16 protein-coding genes are annotated in these 18,199 nt (G+C 64.6%); 4 read left to right on the top strand and 12 right to left on the bottom strand.

Annotation, left to right across the window (positions count from 1 at the left end; translation table 11 throughout):
- Positions 1–38: 38 nt before the first annotated feature.
- From P9217_RS00905 to P9217_RS00920, 4 genes are all read right to left on the bottom strand, one after another.
- Complete coding sequence (locus P9217_RS00905; protein WP_127325577.1) at positions 39–479, bottom strand: hypothetical protein; 441 nt, start codon at positions 477–479, stop codon at positions 39–41.
- A gap of 162 nt (positions 480–641) precedes the next feature.
- Positions 642–2,654, bottom strand: coding sequence for an amidase (locus P9217_RS00910; RefSeq protein ID WP_278086841.1), 2,013 nt, complete (start codon positions 2,652–2,654; stop codon positions 642–644).
- 167 nt (positions 2,655–2,821) lie between these two features.
- Positions 2,822–5,068 carry an SEL1-like repeat protein gene (locus P9217_RS00915; RefSeq protein ID WP_278086840.1) on the bottom strand — a complete coding sequence of 749 codons (2,247 nt, stop codon included), beginning with the start codon at positions 5,066–5,068 and terminating at the stop codon, positions 2,822–2,824.
- Positions 5,069–5,151: 83 nt separating this feature from the next.
- On the bottom strand, positions 5,152–6,717 hold the full coding sequence (locus P9217_RS00920; RefSeq protein WP_278086839.1) for a WD40 repeat domain-containing protein: 1,566 nt from the start codon (positions 6,715–6,717) through the stop codon (positions 5,152–5,154).
- A gap of 553 nt (positions 6,718–7,270) precedes the next feature.
- Between P9217_RS00920 and P9217_RS00925 the strand changes: the two genes are divergently transcribed.
- Both P9217_RS00925 and P9217_RS00930 read left to right on the top strand, forming a co-directional pair.
- Positions 7,271–7,378 (top strand): putative RiPP precursor, encoded by a 108-nt coding sequence (locus P9217_RS00925; protein WP_141245906.1) that lies wholly within the window; start codon positions 7,271–7,273, stop codon positions 7,376–7,378.
- 76 nt (positions 7,379–7,454) lie between these two features.
- Positions 7,455–7,544: a lasso RiPP family leader peptide-containing protein gene (locus tag P9217_RS00930; RefSeq protein ID WP_164746769.1), complete on the top strand. Its 90-nt coding sequence runs from the start codon at positions 7,455–7,457 to the stop codon at positions 7,542–7,544.
- Between the two features lie 151 nt (positions 7,545–7,695).
- On the opposite strand, the gene P9217_RS00935 is transcribed toward P9217_RS00930, so the two are convergent.
- From P9217_RS00935 to P9217_RS00965, 7 genes are all read right to left on the bottom strand, one after another.
- Positions 7,696–8,886 carry a hypothetical protein gene (locus P9217_RS00935; RefSeq protein ID WP_278086838.1) on the bottom strand — a complete coding sequence of 397 codons (1,191 nt, stop codon included), beginning with the start codon at positions 8,884–8,886 and terminating at the stop codon, positions 7,696–7,698.
- Positions 8,887–9,048: 162 nt separating this feature from the next.
- A complete protein-coding gene (locus tag P9217_RS00940) occupies positions 9,049–9,822 on the bottom strand; it encodes an exodeoxyribonuclease III (RefSeq protein ID WP_278086971.1) in 774 nt (257 codons plus the stop codon).
- 130 nt (positions 9,823–9,952) lie between these two features.
- Positions 9,953–10,642 carry an alpha/beta family hydrolase gene (locus P9217_RS00945; protein ID WP_278086837.1) on the bottom strand — a complete coding sequence of 230 codons (690 nt, stop codon included), beginning with the start codon at positions 10,640–10,642 and terminating at the stop codon, positions 9,953–9,955.
- 33 nt (positions 10,643–10,675) lie between these two features.
- Positions 10,676–11,788, bottom strand: coding sequence for a tetratricopeptide repeat protein (locus P9217_RS00950; RefSeq protein WP_278086836.1), 1,113 nt, complete (start codon positions 11,786–11,788; stop codon positions 10,676–10,678).
- Between the two features lie 11 nt (positions 11,789–11,799).
- Complete coding sequence (locus P9217_RS00955) at positions 11,800–12,711, bottom strand: Ku protein (RefSeq protein ID WP_095778244.1); 912 nt, start codon at positions 12,709–12,711, stop codon at positions 11,800–11,802.
- Positions 12,712–13,002: 291 nt separating this feature from the next.
- Positions 13,003–15,489 (bottom strand): DNA ligase D, encoded by a 2,487-nt coding sequence (ligD, locus tag P9217_RS00960; protein WP_095801395.1) that lies wholly within the window; start codon positions 15,487–15,489, stop codon positions 13,003–13,005.
- A 239-nt stretch (positions 15,490–15,728) separates the two neighbouring features.
- A complete protein-coding gene (locus tag P9217_RS00965; RefSeq protein ID WP_067322499.1) occupies positions 15,729–15,953 on the bottom strand; it encodes a hypothetical protein in 225 nt (74 codons plus the stop codon).
- Positions 15,954–16,278: 325 nt separating this feature from the next.
- Here P9217_RS00965 and P9217_RS00970 point away from each other — a divergent pair, with 325 nt between their 5' ends.
- A complete protein-coding gene (locus tag P9217_RS00970) occupies positions 16,279–16,776 on the top strand; it encodes an N-acetyltransferase (protein WP_066998508.1) in 498 nt (165 codons plus the stop codon).
- A gap of 71 nt (positions 16,777–16,847) precedes the next feature.
- Entirely contained in the window at positions 16,848–17,855 is a 1,008-nt protein-coding gene (locus P9217_RS00975) for an aldo/keto reductase (protein WP_278056823.1), read from the top strand.
- Between the two features lie 48 nt (positions 17,856–17,903).
- Here the strand turns inward: P9217_RS00975 and P9217_RS00980 are convergent, their stop codons facing one another.
- Entirely contained in the window at positions 17,904–18,131 is a 228-nt protein-coding gene (locus tag P9217_RS00980; protein WP_067322490.1) for a hypothetical protein, read from the bottom strand.
- Between the last annotated feature and the right edge of the window lie 68 nt (positions 18,132–18,199).

Here is an 18,199-nt window from a genome sequence, read left to right on the forward strand (position 1 = left end):
AGAGCTTGGGTTCAGGCCGTACGAGCTAGAGCTTTCTGCTAGCGGTTCCTCAGAACATAGACGCTGCCAGCAAGGAGGCCCACGGCTATGGCGAACAACACGAGAGCAATAGCGATCCGCCAGGCAGGATTCATTGAGTGGCGACCCGGCAGCGAACTGCCGGCTTCGCGCATTGTTCTAACGGCTACCTTAAGAATTTCCAGGGCCAGAACCACGCAGACCGCAGTAGTTGCGAAAGCCAGCAGCATCTTCGGTGCAGGTGGATGATTGTATAAACCGACGATGGACTCACCCAAGCGGTAAAGGACGATGGGCGCATATCCCATGGCCGCGAAAAGGCCGCCGCCCACCGCAAAGTACATGGCCAGGCGCCAGAGCCAGTCTGAATGTCGCCTGCCGGCCGATTTCCGGGCCCGATAGTCGAGCGCCGCAAAGCAAAGGGTCCCAGCCGACCAGCAAAGTCCGATCCACCAATTCATGGATGTATTCTATTGTTCCGCTGGTTAGTTTGAGATTAAGGACGCCCGCCTCCTACAGGCACGGCACCGCTGCCGGAGCGCTCAATCTTCTTCCAGCACCCTCATCCGTCTCGGCGCTACCCGCCGATCCTCTTTCTCCCACAAGGGGAGAAGATAAGCGCCCTACCCAATCCCGCCGGTCACAACATAAGCCCCGCCAACTCGCCGATCCGGCAGCCTCACGATCGCCGTGACGATCGAGCCGTAGGCGCGGCGCCAGACGCTGTGGAAGCCCTGATGCGTCGCAGCCGGCACGACGGCCCGGCCGGTGTGGCGGTTGCCGCTTCCCTGCATGGCGACCGGTTCGCCGTTGACGTGGACTTTCACGGCTGCATCCGGCCCGGCCTCGCCCGCGTCGATCTCCAGCGCGATCGCGATCTCGTCCGTGTCGCCGGCATGGATTGTCTCGGCGGTGAGGGCCAGCATAAGCAGCGCTTCGCTGGGGCGGCCCAATGTGCCCTCGCTCCGTTCAAACACATCATCGGCCAGCGGCGGCGTGCGTGGCGGGACGGTGCGGCGCTGGGTGGCGCGCTCGTAGCCGCCGGCCATCGTCAGCAGCGCCACGTCGTCATAGGCCTTGCCGGCGAAGGTCAAGCCGACCGGCATGCCGATGTCGGCCATGGTGCCCATCGGCACCGTCACCGTCGGGATGCCGAGATGCCGCCAGACCAGATTGCCGTTGGCGACCCAGGTGCCGTTGCGCCAGGCAAGATCGGCGGAGGCCTCGTTGACATCCGCATCGGCCGGGCCGACATCGGCGACGGCCGGCACCACCACGGCGTCGAGGCGGTTGGCGTCGAGCCAGTTCTCGAAGTCGATGCGGCGCGTCTCTTCCAGCCCCTTCAGCCCGTCCTCCATGGTGGGAATGGCCTCGAGCGGGCTCACCCCGTCCTTCGCCCGCTCGACATAGTCCGCCAGGTCGAAGCCGTCGTCGCCATAGCGGTCGGGCAGCGTGCCCGGCGGCTGCGGGAAGATTTTCGGGCCATCAACCGAGGCGAGATCGGGAATCGCGGGATCAGCATTGGCGCGCAGGAAATCGTCCCACGACCAGATTGACAGGTCCCAGATCTCGCGGTTTGCAAATTCCTCCGGCACCAGGCCGCGATCAACCATGGAGCGCGCGCCCGGACGGTCGCGCTCATAGTTCGATACGACGGGGAAATCGACCTCGACCACCTCGGCGCCGAGCGCCTGCAGGTCATGCGCGGCCTGCCGCCAGAGCTCCAGCACAGAGGCGCGCGTCTCGATCGGCCGGCCGGCGCCGAGATCCTTGCCGATATACATTTTCGGCACGCCGAGCCGCTTGCCCTCAAGCGCGCCTTGCAGGGGAAGCCCGGTATAGCTCGCCGGCCTCAGCGCTGATGCCTTCGGGACCGAAACCCAGGGCTGCACACGCCAGAAATCGCCGCGCGTGTCATGGTCGTCGGCGACGATGACGTCGAGCAGTTCCAGCATGTCCGGCACGCTGCGCGTATGCGGCACCACCACATCCATGGTCGGCACCAGCGGCCAGTTGCCGCGCACCGAGATCACGCCGCGCGACGGCGTGTAGGCGACCAGAGCGTTGTTGGAGGCCGGCGCGCGGCCGGACGACCAGGTTTCTTCGCCGAGCCCGAAGGCGGCGAAGGACGCGGTCGTCGCCGTCCCCGAGCCGTTCGACGAGCCGGAGGCGAAGGCGGCGGTGAGATAATCCTTGTTGTAGGGGCTCTCGGCGCGACCATAGACGCCGCGCTGCATGCCGCCATTGGCCATCGGCGGCATGTTGGTGAGGCCGATGAGCACCGCGCCCGCGGCGCGCAGCCGGGCAATCGTGAAGGCGTCCTCGCTGGCGATCAGATGCTCGAAGGCCGGCGAGCCGGCCGCGACCGTCAGGCCTTTCACCTTGTAGCTGTCCTTGGCGGTGTAGGGGATGCCGTCCAGCGGTCCAAGCGTTTTGCCCGCGCGGCGTCGGCGGTCGGAAGCTGCCGCCTCCTCGAACACCTTTGGATTGAGGATGGGCACGGCGTTCAGCGCTATGCCGTGGCGGTCGTAATGGGCGATGCGCCGCAGGTACGCGCCGGTGAGCTCGACGCTTGTGACTGTGCCGTCTTCCAGCGCGCGGCGCAGGTCGGCGATCGAGGCTTCGACTATATTCATGGCTTGGCGAACCTCTTGTCAGCAATCACTCGTCCGGCGAAGGCGTAGTCGCGAAGGCCGCGTTCCTCCGCACGCCCCTGCTGCCCTGCCGGGCATCTCCCCGCAAGGGAGAGATTGATGTGCCCAGACATTCACCAATCACCAGCATGCCGCAAGGCACCCACCTCTCACAGCGTCTTGCTATCGAACTGGCCGCTTTCCTTCATGAGCTCGATATAGGTCTTGGCCTGGGCGTTGCCGTGCTCGGCCGCCTTGAGGAACCACTTGGTTGCTTCCGGGTAGTTCGGCTTGCCGTCAATCCCCCGCAAGTAGAGCGTACCAAGGCTGAACTCGGCATCGACATTGCCAGCCTGGGCTGCTTCAAGCCACCAGGTCTCGGCGGCCTTGTCGTCCCTTGCGACGCCTACGCCGTTTGCATATGCATAAGCCAGGCTGAGCTTCGAATCTAGCTTTCCTTGCCGTGCGGCCTTGAGCCACCACGCAATTGCATTAGCCTTGCTCTCCGAGACACCGGTACCCGTGGAATAGGCGTTCCCGACTGCCTCCTCGGCCTCTGCGTTGCCCTGCTCAGCAGCCTTGCTCAACCAGGCGAGTGCCTGGCCGTCGTCCCGTTTGACGTCCTGTCCCAATCCATACATCGTGCCGACATTGTATTGCGCGACGGCATGCCCCTTAACCGCGGCTTTCATCCACCATTGGAAGGCCAATCCGCCATCCCGAGCAAATCCGCGGCCTTCATGGTACAGAATGCCTAGCTGATATTGGGCATCGGCATTACCCCCGTCGGCTGCCATCTGCGTCCATTCGGCGGCCAGCCGGTCATTATTCTCGACACCTTCGCCGAGCAAATAGGCCCGGCCAAGATTGTAGCCGGCTTCGGCATTTCCTGCCTCGGCGCCCTTGCGCCACCAAACCGCGGCTTGAGCGTGGTCCTGCGGAACACCCGCGCCAGCGGCATACATCCCGCCGAGCGCGGATTGCGCCAGAGGAGTGCCTTGATCCGCTGCCTTGTTCATCCAGTAGAATGCCTGGGCGTCGTCCCTGGCAATGCCATTTCCCGTGCGATACGCGTTCGCGAGACTGTACTGTGCCACCGCAACGCCGCTGGGCGCGGCCTTGATCCACCATTTGACCGCCAACCGGTCGTCCCGAGCAACGCCGAGGCCTTGGTGGTACAGAATGCCGAGTTGCCCTTGAGCGTCCGCGTTGCCTGCGTCCGCCGCTTTGAGCCACCAGGCTGCACCATCCCGGCTGCTTTGAGCAACGCCCCTGCCCTTCAAGTACGCATTCCCCAGCAACAACTGTGCTTCGGCGTTGCCTTGCTCCGAAGCTTTGCGCCACCAGGCAACGGCTTGAACATCATCCTGCCGTACGCCCATACCAAGCCAGTACATCGAACCCAGGCTTGATTGTGCTAAGGCGTCCCCCCGGTTGGCCGCCCTGCTCATCCAGAGGAGTGCCTGGGCATCATCCTTGCCAACGCCCTTTCCAGTAGCATACGCGGTGCCGACACTGTATTGCGCCTGCATGACGCCACCGGCAGCGGCCTTCATCCACCATTGAAATGCAAGGCTGTCGTTCTGTGTCAGGCCCTCACCCAGATGGTAGAGCACGCCGAGCATCCATTGGCCGTCCGCGTTTCCCTGATCTGCAGCCTTGCGCGCCCATGTGGCGGCGAGTTGGCTGTCTTTCTCTACGCCTAAGCCGAACTTGTACGCCCTGCTGAGGACATAAGCGGCTTCTGAATGCCCTTTGTCGGCCGCCCTGCGAGTCCAGATCGCTCCTGTTTTGTCGTCTATCTTGACGCCCAGACCGCTATAATAAGCCTGACCGAGGCTGTATGCCGCCTCGACGCTTCCTGCATCGACCGCTTTGCGCCACCAATAGACCGCCTGTTCAGCACTTTTGACCACCCCCTGACCTTGCAAATAAAGGACGCCGAGCTGGTATTCGCCATTTGCATTGCCCTTATCCGCCGCCTTCCTCGCCAAACTGGCCGCAAGCTGATCGTCCTTCGCGACACCACGTCCAAGAGAATAAGCTTGGCTAAGCGACGCTTCAGCCTCCGCAATTCCGCCGTCAGCTGACTTGCGCCACCAGTAGACCGCCTGCTCGTCGTTCTGTGCGGTTCCGTCACCACGCCAGTACATTGCGCCGAGATAGCCCTGAGCATCCCGGTTGCCCATGCTCGCCAGCACCGACAGCTGACGAAATTCTTCCTCATAATCCTTAGCTAGGTGCGCCGCCTGTACTTTCCTTATTGCCGACCATTGCACATAGTAATTTCTCAACGGTCCAAGCAGCACATAAGCGGCCAGCAATGCCAGGATTATGAAAAGGATTCTTCTGTGGCGCCGCACAGGCGCACTGATGACAGTTGTATTCGCGTCCAGAGACCCGTCGTTATTGCTCATAGTACCCGCCCCACTTGCAACCACCAGTAATTAGTAGCGCAAGCAGAGCCGTTCTGGAATATCCGTGGTTGCGAATATCTCGATCACTCCGGCGCGCCGGCGAACAGCACCTTGCCCTCCCCGCCTGCCGCCGGCCAATCGCGGATGGTGCGATCCATGCCGCCGGTGAGAAGCGTGCCGTCGGGGGCGAAGGCGACCGAGTAGATCGGCCCGGTGCCGGGGTCGAACTCGGCGATCTCGGCGCCCGTATCCATATTCCAGATCCGCGCCGTGCCGTCGAGCGAGGCGGAGCCGAGCCGTTTGCCGTCGGCCGATAAGGCGAGCGCATAGACGGTGCCGGAATGACCGTCGAAGCGGCGCACTTCCTTGAAGGTGTCGAGGTCCCAGAGTTTTATCGTGTAGTCGCCACTGCCGGTCACCGCATGGTGGCCGTCGGCCAGGAAGAGCGCGCCATAGGCGCCGCGATCGTGGCCGTGCCAGCTGCGCAGCTGCTTGCCCGCAAGGATGTCCCAGAGCTTCAGTTCGCCGTCGATGCTGCCGGTGAGCGCCCTGGCGCCATCTGGCGAGATGGCGACGGAACTCACCGACCAATCGTGGCCCGGCAGGACATGCAGCACCGTGCCTTTCTGCAAATCCCAGACGACGACGGAACCGGTGTCGTGGCCGCTGACGGCGAGCTTGCCGTCGGGGCTGATCTTCAGTTGCCTGACGCCGCCGTTCGCTCCGGACGAGAAGACGTGCAGCACCGCGCCATCGGAAAGCTGGCGGAGCACGATCTCGCCGTCGTCGCCGGCGGTGAGCGCGCTTCTGCCGTCGGGCATGAAGAGCGCGCTGCGCGCCATGTCCTTGTGGACGCCGAGGTCGCGGATCAGCCGCTTGCCGTTGATATCCCAGAGCTTGATCATGCGATCGGTGCTGGCGCTCATGATCTGGTGGCCGTCGGCCGACACCGCCAGCCAGACGACGGCATCGCGGTGGCCTTCCGGCGCGGTTGGCTGGGCTGGGGGCGGTGGCCGGGGCGGGACCAGCGTCTGCGGCGGCGTGGCCGGCGCCAGCGCGGTCTGCCGGGTCGGCGTTGTTGCAGGCTGCGCCGGTGCGGCGTGCTGCGGCGGAGCGGCCGCCGGCTCGGACGGCGCGGTCGTCGACGCCGGCGCGACAGGCGCCGACACTGGCTCGGCCAGCGGTGGCAGATTCGCGGTCGATTCCGGCGTGGGTGCAGGTGCCGCAGGCTTTGGCGCGGGAGCCCGTGAGATCACAGGCTCCGCCGGAGCGACGGCGACTTCCCTGGCCGGCGCGGCCGCATCGCCCCCTGTTTCCCGCCACCGGCCGAACTGGTCGGCGAGGATGACGACAAGGGCAATGAGCGGCACGGCAAGCGCGATGCGGCGCAGCCGCGGGCGCCCGGCCGGCACGGTCGCAGCGTCGCGGCCGAACAGCGGCGTTGCCGGATTATGCCTTGCCGCCGCCGGCAGCAGGCCGGCAAGGAACGAAAGCCCGGCGAGAATCGAAAGCATGCCCGCCGCGCCGAAGATCCCGGCGCTCGTCGTGGCCGGGGGCTTGCCCCCCATCGCCAGATAAAGCTTGGCGAAGCAAGCGAAGCCGACGACGAGCATCGCCAGCGCCAACAGCCTGTCGGTCGATCTTTTCATCGGCATCCCCCAGGCGCCTCCACTCCAACTGGCGGAAGGCGCATCGGCCATTCTAGCCGAGCTTTTCGCCGGGGCTAAGTGCAAGAGATCATACGAAGAAAGGTAAACGTGCTTTGGCGCGGCGTGACTTCTTCAATCCCGCCGCCGGCCGAATTTCGGCTTTACTCAGCCGGCCGGCCAATATCCCGATGCTCAGAACCGAAGCGTGATGTCTTTCGCTCCATAAACAAGCGGCCCGTGAGCAGAAAGCCACACTCCCCAAGAATAACAAGCTCGACTACCCGCGCTGGTTGACAGCAAACGCTCTTATGACATTATCCGCCCGGGATTTTCAGGAGAGCCACAGCATGAAGAAGATTTACGAGAAGCCTGTGTTGGTCCGCAAAGGCAAGCTTTCGATGGTCGTCGCGGGTTCGACACCGGTCCCGGGTTGATTCGGGGACAGCTCGATCAGCTTCATTGATGTTTGAGGCCAGCTGTCATCCTGGCTTGTTGCGTGACAAGGCGGCTGATTATCGTCTTGTCAGTTCGAATGGTTAACGGGGGTTCAATCATGAAGAAGACTTACGAGAAGCCTGTGTTGGTCCGCAAAGGCAAGCTTTCGACAATTGTCGCCGGCGGTCCTTCTACTGTTATCAATGGCGGCGGCCCGGCGAGCTGATCTGCCGGACAATCTGCTGTTGATGCCTGCCGACCCTGGCTCCTTCTTGCGATCCAGGAAATTCGCGGAACCGGCCATGAAGAAAACCTATGAGAAACCAAGGCTGGTCAAGAAGGGCAGGCTTTCGGCAGTCACCGCCAACGGCGCCACTTCGCTCACCTTCTGACCATTACAGCGCGTTGCACCGAAATTCAGGCAACGCGCTGCAATTCCTTGTTTTAATGCACTTCTTCTCCCGAAGCTGCGGCATGCTCTGGGCGACATAGTTCGTCTTTGACATATCCCATTCGTAAGCCGCCGCGCTTCGGCGACATGCATCAGAGCGCCAGCACGAGATCATCCAACACCATCTGCCAGTGATGTTTGGTCGACAGACGCACGCGCGTCACCGCCTTCAGCATCGGCGCGTATTGAACCGGCGCCAGCGCCGACAGCGTGACCTCGTCGCGCGCGATCAACTCGTCCCCCAGCCAGCTTTCGACCAGCGCGCTCTCCCCTTCCGAGCGCAGCCATGCGGCGCTCAGCATCACCGAATGGAAGCCGAAAGGCGCCGCACGGCCGAACTCTGCCGGATGGCCGCTGCTGGTATAGGCGATATAGGCGCCCGAGACGTTGCCGTTGACGTAGCCTTCGCTGTTCCTGGTGTGGTCACGCGACATGGCGTTGAGATTGTACCAGTCGAGCCCGGCGTACCCGGAAGGAATCTTGCTCAGGCCGCGCGTGGTGATGTCGTCGAAGCCGATGGTGCTGAGCGCCGCGTCGGGCTCAAGCGCCCCGGACGCAAGCAAGCCGAGGTCGGCCGGATAGGCCGACAGCGCGAGGCGCCGGTCGAACCCGCCGCCGGCGATCACGACCTGATCGGCCTCGGCGGCGAGCGGGAAGCGGAAGGTGGTGGCCGCGCCGAGCGGGTGGCTTTCGAGCAGCTGGCCGTTGCCCATCACGGATAGGGTTGCGGTGGCCGCGGCCGGCGTCCTGCCGCTCACCATGCGCGCAGGGGTAAGGCCGACGGGCCCTGGCAGGCCCTCTCCGGCCAAACCGACAAGCGAGCCGGGCGCATCCGTCACGCGCACAGACTGGTTCTCGTTGGCGCCGCTGGCGCGCCAGCCGGGCGGCACGGAGACCGAAAAGCGAAACGTTCCAGGCGAGCGGATCACGGCGCTGCGCCGCGTCGACGACATCGGGAAATTGGCAAAACCGGCAGCGTTGCTTCGCGCCGCGACGATGAAGCGGCCGGACTGGTCGAACAGCCGCACCACGATGCCGGCCATCGGGCGGTCGGCCTGACCATAGGTTCCGTCGCCGTCGACATCCATGAAGACGAAGGATGAGAAGTTCAGCTTGCCGGATGTCGGACCCCAGGCGGTGCGGGGTGCATAGTCGCCGGCCGGATTGGCACTGCCGCGCGCCCTGCGGCGCTTGCGCCGCCGGCGCAAAGCGAGCGCGATGAGGGCAATGGCGCCGGCGATGACAAGGACGGAGATGAAGAGAACGAGGGCGTTGTCAGCCACGGCGGGAGAGCGTTGGCTGGAGAAAAATACTCAAGCTGAAAAGCATAAGGTCCGCGTCCCCTCGTAGTCCTGCGAAAGCTAACGCGAGCCGTCGTTGCTGCACAGCCATTATTTGCGAGGGACAGCGCTGACGTAATCTTCTCCCTTTGTTGTGGAAGAAGGTCAGGTCGCCAACTCCACCCACACCGGCGCATGGTCGCTGGCATTTTCCTCGGCACGCACCTCCCGATCGATGCCCGCTCCTTTCAGCTTCCGCACCAGCTTCTTCGACAACAGAATGTGGTCGAGCCGTAAGCCGGCGTCGCGCGGCCAGCGGTTCCGGCGGTAGTCCCAGAACGTGTAGAGCTTCTCCTCCTTCGGAAAGACCTTGCGCAGCGCATCCGTCCAGCCCTGATCGATCAGCGCCGCAAAGGCGGCGCGGCTTTCAGGCTGCACCAGCGCGTTGTCGTCATAGGAGCGGGTGGCGTAGATGTCGCGCGGCTCGGGCACAATGTTGTAGTCGCCGGCAAGCACCACCGGCAGGCCGGTGTCGAACAATTCGCTCGCATGCGCCGCGAAGCGCCGGTGCCAGGCGAGCTTGTAGGTGAACTTAGGCCCGGGCTGCGGGTTGCCGTTCGGCGCGTAGAGGCAGGCAATCACGATGCCGTTGACCGCCGCCTCGATGTAGCGCGCCTGGCGGTCGGCATCGTCGCCGGGCAGCGCGTCGCGTGTCAGCACCGGCTCGGCGCCGCGAGCCAGGATGGCGACGCCGTTCCAGGTCGGCTCCCCCTTCCACACCGCGCCATAACCGGCCTTCGCCAGCCGGGTCAGCAACTGCGTGTCGCGGGATTTCAGTTCCTGCAGGCAGACGACGTCGGGCTTGGCTTTGACGAGCCAAGCCAAGAGGTTTTCCAGCCGGCTGTTGATGTTGTTGATGTTGAAGGTGGCGAGTTTCATTTGCCGAAGACGCCTCTTCATTCGTCATCCTCGGGCTTGACCCGAGGATCCATGCCGTGACCATCGCCGTGGAACTCTGCGGGGGCAAAATTCTGAGCCGTTGCAATGCCTTAGCGTCACGGCATGGATCCTAGGGTCTGCGCCGCGTCGCTTCGCTCCTTGCTTCGCCCTGGGATGACGAAGCGAGAGGCGCCATCCGAGCTTTTATCGTCTCCGCCACCGTCTTCAGGTGATCCGCCACGGGAAACCCCGACACCGCCTTGCGGGGCTTGAGATCGTGGTCGCCGTCCTCCAGCCAGATCATCTCTATTGCCGCGGAAAGGCCGTAGGTCGCGACCTCGTCCCTGGTGCCGAACTCGTCGCGCGTGCCCTGGAAGATCAGCGTCGGCGTCTTCAGGTCGGCGAGATGTTTTGTCCGCAGTTGCTCCGGCTTTCCCGGCGGATGGAAGGGGTAGCCCAGACAAACCAGGCCAGCGATCTCGCCCTTGGCAAACATCTCGTCGGCGACCATCGAGGCGACGCGCCCGCCCATCGACTTGCCGCCAATGATGAGCTTGCCGGTCAAGCCTTTGGCGCGCAGATCGCCGATCGCCTTGACATATTCCGGGTTCACCGTCTCGGCGCGCGGCGGCGGCTTGCGATGGCCAAAACGGCGCGCAGCCATGTAGTGGAACTCGAAGCGCGCGACGCGGAAACCGGCGGTGGCGAGAGCCTTCGCTGTCACGGCCATTGAGGCCGAGTCCATCGCCGCACCGGCGCCGTGCGCGAGCAGAATGGTGACGGGGGCGGAGTCGGGGCCGTCGAAGAGGAAGTAGGTCATCGGGCGGGCTTCCTGGCAAGGCCGCACTCCGTCTCAAGCGCGAACATCTCGCTCACCGGCCATGTGCAAATCCACGAACTGGATCGCCTTCTGCGCCAGTCTTGCCCATTCGGACTCCGCGTCGAGCTCCAGATAGCGCGCCCACAGCCGGCGGGCTTCGGCCAGATTGCCGGCGTCGAACTCAAGCCGGGCCAGGTTAAACACCGGGTCGGCATAGGCCTTGTCGAGCGCCATCGCCTTCTGCAGGTGCCGCCGCGCCGACGCGACCTTGCCTTCGTCGCCCACCAAGCCGGCGAGGTTGAACCAGGCTTCGACGAAGCCGGGATCGAGCTTTATCGCGCGGGCATAATCATGCGCGGCTTCCGCTGCGCGGCCGGCGCCGCGCAGGCAGTTGGCGCGGTTGAAGGCGGCGATGGCATCTTTTGGATCGATCGCCATGCAGCGCTGGTAGAGCGCTGCGGCCTCGTCGTGCCGCCCCTCCTCTTCCGCGGCTTCCGCCTCGGCGAACAGCTCCTCGAGCGTGTCGTCTTCCGGTGAGCCGAGGTCGAAGAGAAGCTGGCCGTCGAGTTCGCTGCGGCCCTCGTCGAGATAGATCGCGTCCGGCCGGCCATGCTGCGAACCGAGTTTGAGCGACTTGGCGGTGAGCGAGGCGACCGGGCCGGAGCGATGCACCGAGCGCGCGATCGCGCCCCATGTCGCGCCGCTGGCGATCAACCCGGCATATTTTCTGGCCAGGATCAGGTCGCGGAAGGAATAGGGTTCGCCGTCATGTTCGAAGGCGTCGAACAGCGACAGCATGTCGAGATCGCTGGCGGCAAGCCGCGACTGGTCGATCAGCGATTGCCGGGACAGCGACGACGCCTGAGGCGCCTTCAACAAGCCGAGCAAGCGCAGGAAGCCGTTTTCGCTGACCAATTCGCGCCCGGCTTCGCGCTCGGCCTGCACGCGGCGCTCGATGTCGCCATCGCCCGTTCTTGCCGTGGCCGCCTTGGCCAGCAGCGTGCGGCCGAACACGACATGGGTGGTGCGACGGGTGACGCCGCGCCTCAACTCGGCATGGCGGCGCTCGACCTCGCGCGCGGCGAGCCTGAGCGGAAACGCGGCCAGCGGGCCGACGGCGCCGAAGACGGCGCCGGGAAGGATCACCGGCCCTCCCGTCACTTCTTGCTCTTGCCGACGGCTTTCAACAGGTTCGCTTTCAGCGGGTTCTCAGGCGCGCCGCCGCCGGCGGCCGCCTTCTTGGCGGGCTTGGCCGGCGCCTCCTCGGCCTTGCTCTTCGATTTGGCCGGCGGCTTGGCCGACTGCGACAGGCTCGCTTTCAGCGCATCCATCAGGTTGATGACATTGCCGCGTTCGGGCGCCGCCGCGATGATCGGCTTGTGGCCTTTGAGCTTCTCGCGGATCATCCCCATCAGCGCCACTTCGTAGCGATCCTCGTAATTCTTCGGATCGAAATGAGTTTCCTTCTGCTTGATCAGCGCCTGGGCGAGATCGAGCATTTCCGGATCCGGCTTGCCGGCCGGGATGTTGCCGAAATATTCAGCCGTGCCGCGCACTTCGTTGGGGTTCCTCAAGGTGCAGACGAACATGCCATTCTCGCGCGGGCCGATCGTCACCACGCGCTCGCGGCTGGAAAGGACCAGGCGGGCGATCGCCAGCTTGCCGGATTTGCGCATCGCTTCGCGCAGCACCGCGAAGGTCTCCTCGGCCATGGCGCCGTCCGGGGCAAGGTAATAGGGCGAGTCCTGGTAGATGACGTCGACCTCATTCTCGTCGACGAAGGCCTCGATGTTCATCGTGTGGTTGGACTCGATCCGGACCGCGTCGAGGTCGGCATCATCGATGATGATGTACTGCTTGTCCTCATATTCGTAGCCCCTGACCAGGTCCGAGCGTTCGACCAGGCCGAGTTCGGGGTCGACCGGCTTCATGTTGATGCGGTTGTGGGTCTTCTTGTGCAGCTGGTTGAACGAGATGCGCTCGCTCGCGCTGGTGGCCGGATAAAGCCGGACCGGACAGCTGACGAGGCTGAGCTTGAGGTAACCTTTCCAACTTGCCCTGGGCGCCATGATGAACTCCTACGCGGCCATGCACTGACAGTTTTACTTTTTTGGAAGCCTGATCTTTGCCGAAAACCGGTTTCCCACTTTTCGGGATCATGCTCCGGCGCTTCGTCCGAAGGACGGTTGGCGCTCCGGAAATGCTACACCGACCCTTGATGGTACATGCAAATTGCTGACGAAGTGTTCTTGGGCCGGTTGGCGCGGAGGATAATTCAAATTGTAGGAAGCGTCGATGGAGATGGAAACCGAACGCTGGCAGGACAGAGGGGGGTGTGACGGATCGCCAACGCCTGCGGTTTACTTTCCCTCAACCACCGGCAAATCCCTGGCGGCCTCGTCGATCTCCGCCCAGGGATCGCCCGAGGTCTCCAACAGTCCCGGCAGCGAGGCGTAGTTCAGATCCTCGGGCGCGTCGATAGCCTCCAGATCGGTCCAACTCATCGGGGTCGATGCCGGCAGGTTGGTGCGGGCGCGCAGCGAATAGGGAGCGGCGGAGGTGTGGCCGCGGGCGTTGCGGTGGAAGTCGATGAAAATGCGCTTCTTGCGGTTTTCCTTGCCCATGACGGTGACGAAAGTGTCGGGCGCGCTTGCCGCGAGCAAAGTGGAAATGGTGCTCGAGGCCTGGTGCAGTTTCTTCCAGTTCTGCTTGCGCGTCACCGGCACTGTGATGTGGATGCCCTTGCCGCCGGACGTCTTTGCAAACGGCACCAGGCCGAGGCTCTCCAGCCCGCCCTTGATGTGGACGGCCGCCTCGACCACCTCGCGCCAGGAAATCCCCTCGCCCGGGTCGAGGTCGAAGACGATCTGGTCGGGCCTGTCGAGCTTGGTGCGGTGCGTGCCCCAGGTGTGGAACTCGACGACGCCGAACTGCGCCAGTGCCAGATAGCCCTTGGCGTCCTCGACCGAGAGGTAGGTCTTGGTCTCGCCTTCCGAACTGACGCTCTCGAACACCGCCACCGAAGGCGGCATGCCGGTGAAGGCGTGGCGCTGGAAGAAGCAGTCCTGCGGCCGCCCCGTCGGGCAGCGCACCAGCGACACCGGGCGGCCGATGATGTGCGGCAGCATGAAATCGCCGACCAGCGCGTAATAGACGGCAATGTCGAGCTTGGTCGGCCCGGTCTTGCCGAACAGCCGCCGCTCCGGATTGGTGACCCAGATGGTGGCGAGGTCGGACTCGGCGATCAGCCGCTTGCGCTTGACCGCAACCGGCGTGGTCAGGCCGCCGACATCGCGCAGGCCGCGGAAGACGCCGTGGCGGATCGCATTGTCGGCGGTGCGGTTCGAATAACGGACGCGTGCCGACAGCAGCGGCTTCACCCAATGCATCTCGCGCATGATCTCGCGCGGCACGCCTTCGGGCGGCGTGGCGCCGGCGGTCAGCCGCTCCAGCCGGGTCAGCAGGTCGGTCGCCATGTCGCGGTCGAAGCCGGTGCCGACCTTGCCGCGATAGTGCAATTCGCCGTCGACGAACTCGGCCATGCCCAGCGCCGCAAGCCCTTCCGCCCGGTCGGAAACGGTGTAGCCGGCGATGACGAAATCATCCGTCTTTTGCGCCTTGACCTTGGTCCAGCTCTTGGTTCGGCCGCTCATGTAGATGGCATCGGCGCGCTTCGAGACGACGCCTTCCAGCCCAAGGTCCGAGGCCTGGTCGTAAAGCCCGCGGCCATCGCCCTCGACGTGGTCGCTGTACTGGATGGCGGAGTTTGCCGCCTGGCCGGCGAGCAGTTCGGCAAGCAGCGCCTTACGCTTCTGCAGCGGCGCCCTGCGCAGGTCCCAGCCATCGAGATGCAGGAGATCGAAGGCGTAGAAATGCAGCTTCGAGCCGGCGCCCTGGGCCAGCGCGTCCTGCAGCAGCGCGAAGCGCGAGATGCCCTTGTCGTCCAGCACCATGATCTCGCCGTCGATGATCGCCCGGCTGGCCGGCAGCCGCGAAAAAGCCTGCGGCAGGTCGCCGTAGCGCTTGGTCCAGTCGAGGCCGCCGCGGGTGATCAGCCGCACATTCCCGTCCACGACATGCGCCATGGTGCGGTAGCCGTCGAATTTGATCTCGTGCAGCCAGAGCGTGCCGGTGTCCTCGCCACCGGGCGGCTCGCTTACCTGCGCGGCGAGCTGCGGCTCGATGCGGCTTGGCGGGTCTGCCTTGACCGCGCCGGGCAGCGCGCCGGGTTTCAGCGAGCCAGGTTTCGGCGGCAGGCGCTGCGGCTTCTTCGGCGGCGCCGCCAGTTCCTCGATGCGCCGGCCCGACTTGACGCTTTCCGGCCGCGCTTCGAGAATGTCGAGCTCGGAGTCGGAGGCGAGATCGCGCTCCTTGAAAAGCAGCCAGTTCTTCTTGTTCTCGTCCTCGCCGGGCTTGGGCTTCAGCCGGGTCAGCATCCAGCCGCCATTGAGCTTCTGGCCGGCGAGGCGGAACTTGAAGGCGCCGGTGCGCAGGCTCTTTTCGACATCCTCCATCGGCGCCCAGGTGCCGGTGTCCCAGACGATCATCGGCCCGCCGCCATACTCGCCCTCGGGGATGACGCCCTCGAAGTCGATATATTCGATCGGATGATCCTCGGTCTCGACCGCGAGGCGCTTGTCGGCCGGATTGAGCGAAGGCCCGCGCGGCACCGCCCAGCTCTTCAGCACGCCGCCGACTTCGAGGCGCAGATCGTAGTGATCGGCGGTGGCGTGGTGCTTGTGGATGACGAAGCGATTGCCGCTTTCGCCTGCCGTGCCGCCCGCCGGTTCTGGGGTGCGGGAGAATTCGCGCTTGGCGCGGTAGGTTTTGAGTTGGGGAGCTGGCATGGGTTAAGTGCCGAAGCGCGTAGCCGACAGTGGCAAGGGCCGCGATCCTTCGCGCCCCCGAGCCCGCGCGGTCGTCATCCTCGCGCTTGACCCGAGGATCCATGCCGTGACCTTTACCGCCGAGTGCAGCCGAGCAGAACTTGGACCGTCGTGACGCGTCCAGGTCACGGCATGGATCCCAGGGTCTCCGCGACGTCGCTTCGCTCCTGCTCCGCCCTGGGATGACGAAGGCACTCCACTCAATCGTCGGTCGCCGGCGTCAATTCCAGCTCGGCCGGCGTCAGACCCTGCCGCAGCTGGCTCAGCCGGAATTCGTCGACCCAATAGGCCTCGCCGTCGACCAGCACGCGGGCGCTGTAGGTGCCGCCGGAAAAGCTCTGCGCAGTGACGTAGACCTTGTGGCGGTCGAGCGCCTTCTTCACCGCGGCGCGGCGGGACTTTTCTCTGGCGACGGGACTGGCCATGGCTCACTCTGTAGACGCTGGCGCTGAACAGTCTCTAAGGATGAATGAGAGCGGGGGGCGAGTCAATTTGGCGGGGCGACGGAGCGCCAAGCTCCCGTCAAGCGGGCGAGACGGCCGGCAGGCCAGACCAGAGAGGCACCGGAAGGACCGAGGCGTTTGAGCCAATAAGGGCCGCCGCTTTGTTGCTATCGATCTCCCAACAAGAAACTACGATGCGTCGGCGGGACAGCGCCCCCTCTGCTCTGCCGGCATCTCCGCCACAACAAGGGGAAGATTGGCTGTCGCCAGCGCCGCGCCCTATCTTGGAGTGCAACGAGGGAAGCACATGTCTCACATCCGGGCGATGACGAAGAACGATCTGCCAGCCGTCTCGCGGCTGCTGGGAGGATCCTGGCGGCGGACCTATTCGCCGATCATGGGTGAGGAAACCGTGGCCCGGCTCTCCGACGAAAAACATGCGCCCGACAAGCTCGCCGAAGAGCTCGCCGACGACAACAAGATGTCGTTCGTGGCCGAGCGGACCGACGGATCGATCGCCGGCTATGCGATGGCAGCGATGGACGAGAGGGGCGATGTCATGCTCGACCGGCTGCATATCGAGCCGGAAGAGTTCGGCAGCGGCCTCGCCGTCGACCTCTTGCACGCGGTGCTTGCGGCCCATGCCGGCATTCCAAGCATCGCCCTGGAGGTGATCGAGGGCAATGAGCGGGCGATCGCCTTCTACCGCAAGCACGGCTTCGAGGTGGTCGAGCGCCGGCCGGCCGCACATGGCGTCGGCGGCCATGCCTCGCTGATCATGCGCCGAATGCTGCCGATGGCTTGAGGCCGCGCTGGACGCATCGCGTCCCGGCATTATAATTTCGCGGGCGCTAATTTCTTACCGGAGACAGATGAATGAGCCTCGGCAAGCAGAAACTCGGCAGCCAGGGGCTCGTCGTGTCGGCCATCGGCCTCGGCTGCATGGGCATGAGCCAATCCTACGGCCCGGCCGACGAAGCGGAGTCGATCGCGACGATCCACCGGGCGATCGAGCTTGGCTGCACCTTCCTCGACACGGCCGAGGTCTACGGGCCTTTCATCAACGAGGAGCTGCTTGGACGCGCGCTGAAGGGCCGGCGCGACGAGGTGACGATCGCGACAAAATTCGGCTTCCGCATCGTCGACGGCAAGCAGGATGGCACCGGGCGCGACAGCCGGCCGGAGCATATCCGCGAGGTGGTCGAGGCTTCGCTCACGCGGCTCGCGACCGACCGCATCGACCTGCTCTACCAGCACCGCGTCGACCCTGATGTGCCGATGGAGGATGTCGCGGGCGCAGTCGGCGAGCTGGTTGCGGAGGGCAAGGTGCGCTTCTTCGGCCTGTCGGAGGCGGGGGTTTCCAACATCCGCCGCGCCCATGCCGTGCACCCGGTCTCGGCGCTGCAGAGCGAATATTCGCTGTGGGAGCGCAACCTCGAGCCCGAGATCATCCCGGCGCTTGCAGAATTGGGCATCGGCCTGGTGCCGTTCGCGCCGCTCGGCCGCGGTTTTCTCGCCGGCGACGTCAAGCGGGCGGAAGACTATCCCGAAGGCGATTTCCGGCGCGGCGACCCGCGCTATCAGGGCGAAAATTTCGACGCCAATGTCGCCGCGGCCGCTACGGTCCGCGAGATTGCGGTCGCCAAGGGGGTCAAGCCCGGCCAGGTGGCGCTCGCCTGGCTGCTGGCCAAGGGGCCGGAATTCGGCATCGACATCGTGCCGATCCCCGGCACCAAGCGACGGACCTATCTGGAGGAGAATGTCGCCGCCGCCGACATCAAGCTCGACGCCACCGAGTTGCTGGGGCTCGACATGGCGCTGACGCCTGAGAAGGTATCGGGGCCGCGCTATAACGAGCGGACGATGTCGATGGTGGATCGGTAGGCATTCAGCTAATCTCCCTCCTCGAGGGGGAGATCAACTCGGTCGATCCTACTGCTTATTGCAATCCGCCAGCGCCGCCATCGCCTTCTTGGCCTCGGCCTCGCTGGCGTATCTCTTCTTGCCCAGATCGACGACAAGCGTTCCGTCGGGCTTCTTCGGCACGATCTCGCATTGTTTCGAAACGGCGTCCCTGGCGACCCACCATTCCTCGGCCGCGACAGCAGGCAGGCTGGCAATGCCGGTAGCGAGGATTGCGATAGCGACGGTGCGAACCATTCCTGGCCTCCATTGTCGGTTGCTGGAAAGCAGGCCGGAGTTGCCGGCGCCGTTCGTCGACGAAGCCA

It is taken from the genome of Mesorhizobium sp. WSM4989, from assembly GCF_029625795.1.
Taxonomy (GTDB): domain Bacteria; phylum Pseudomonadota; class Alphaproteobacteria; order Rhizobiales; family Rhizobiaceae; genus Mesorhizobium.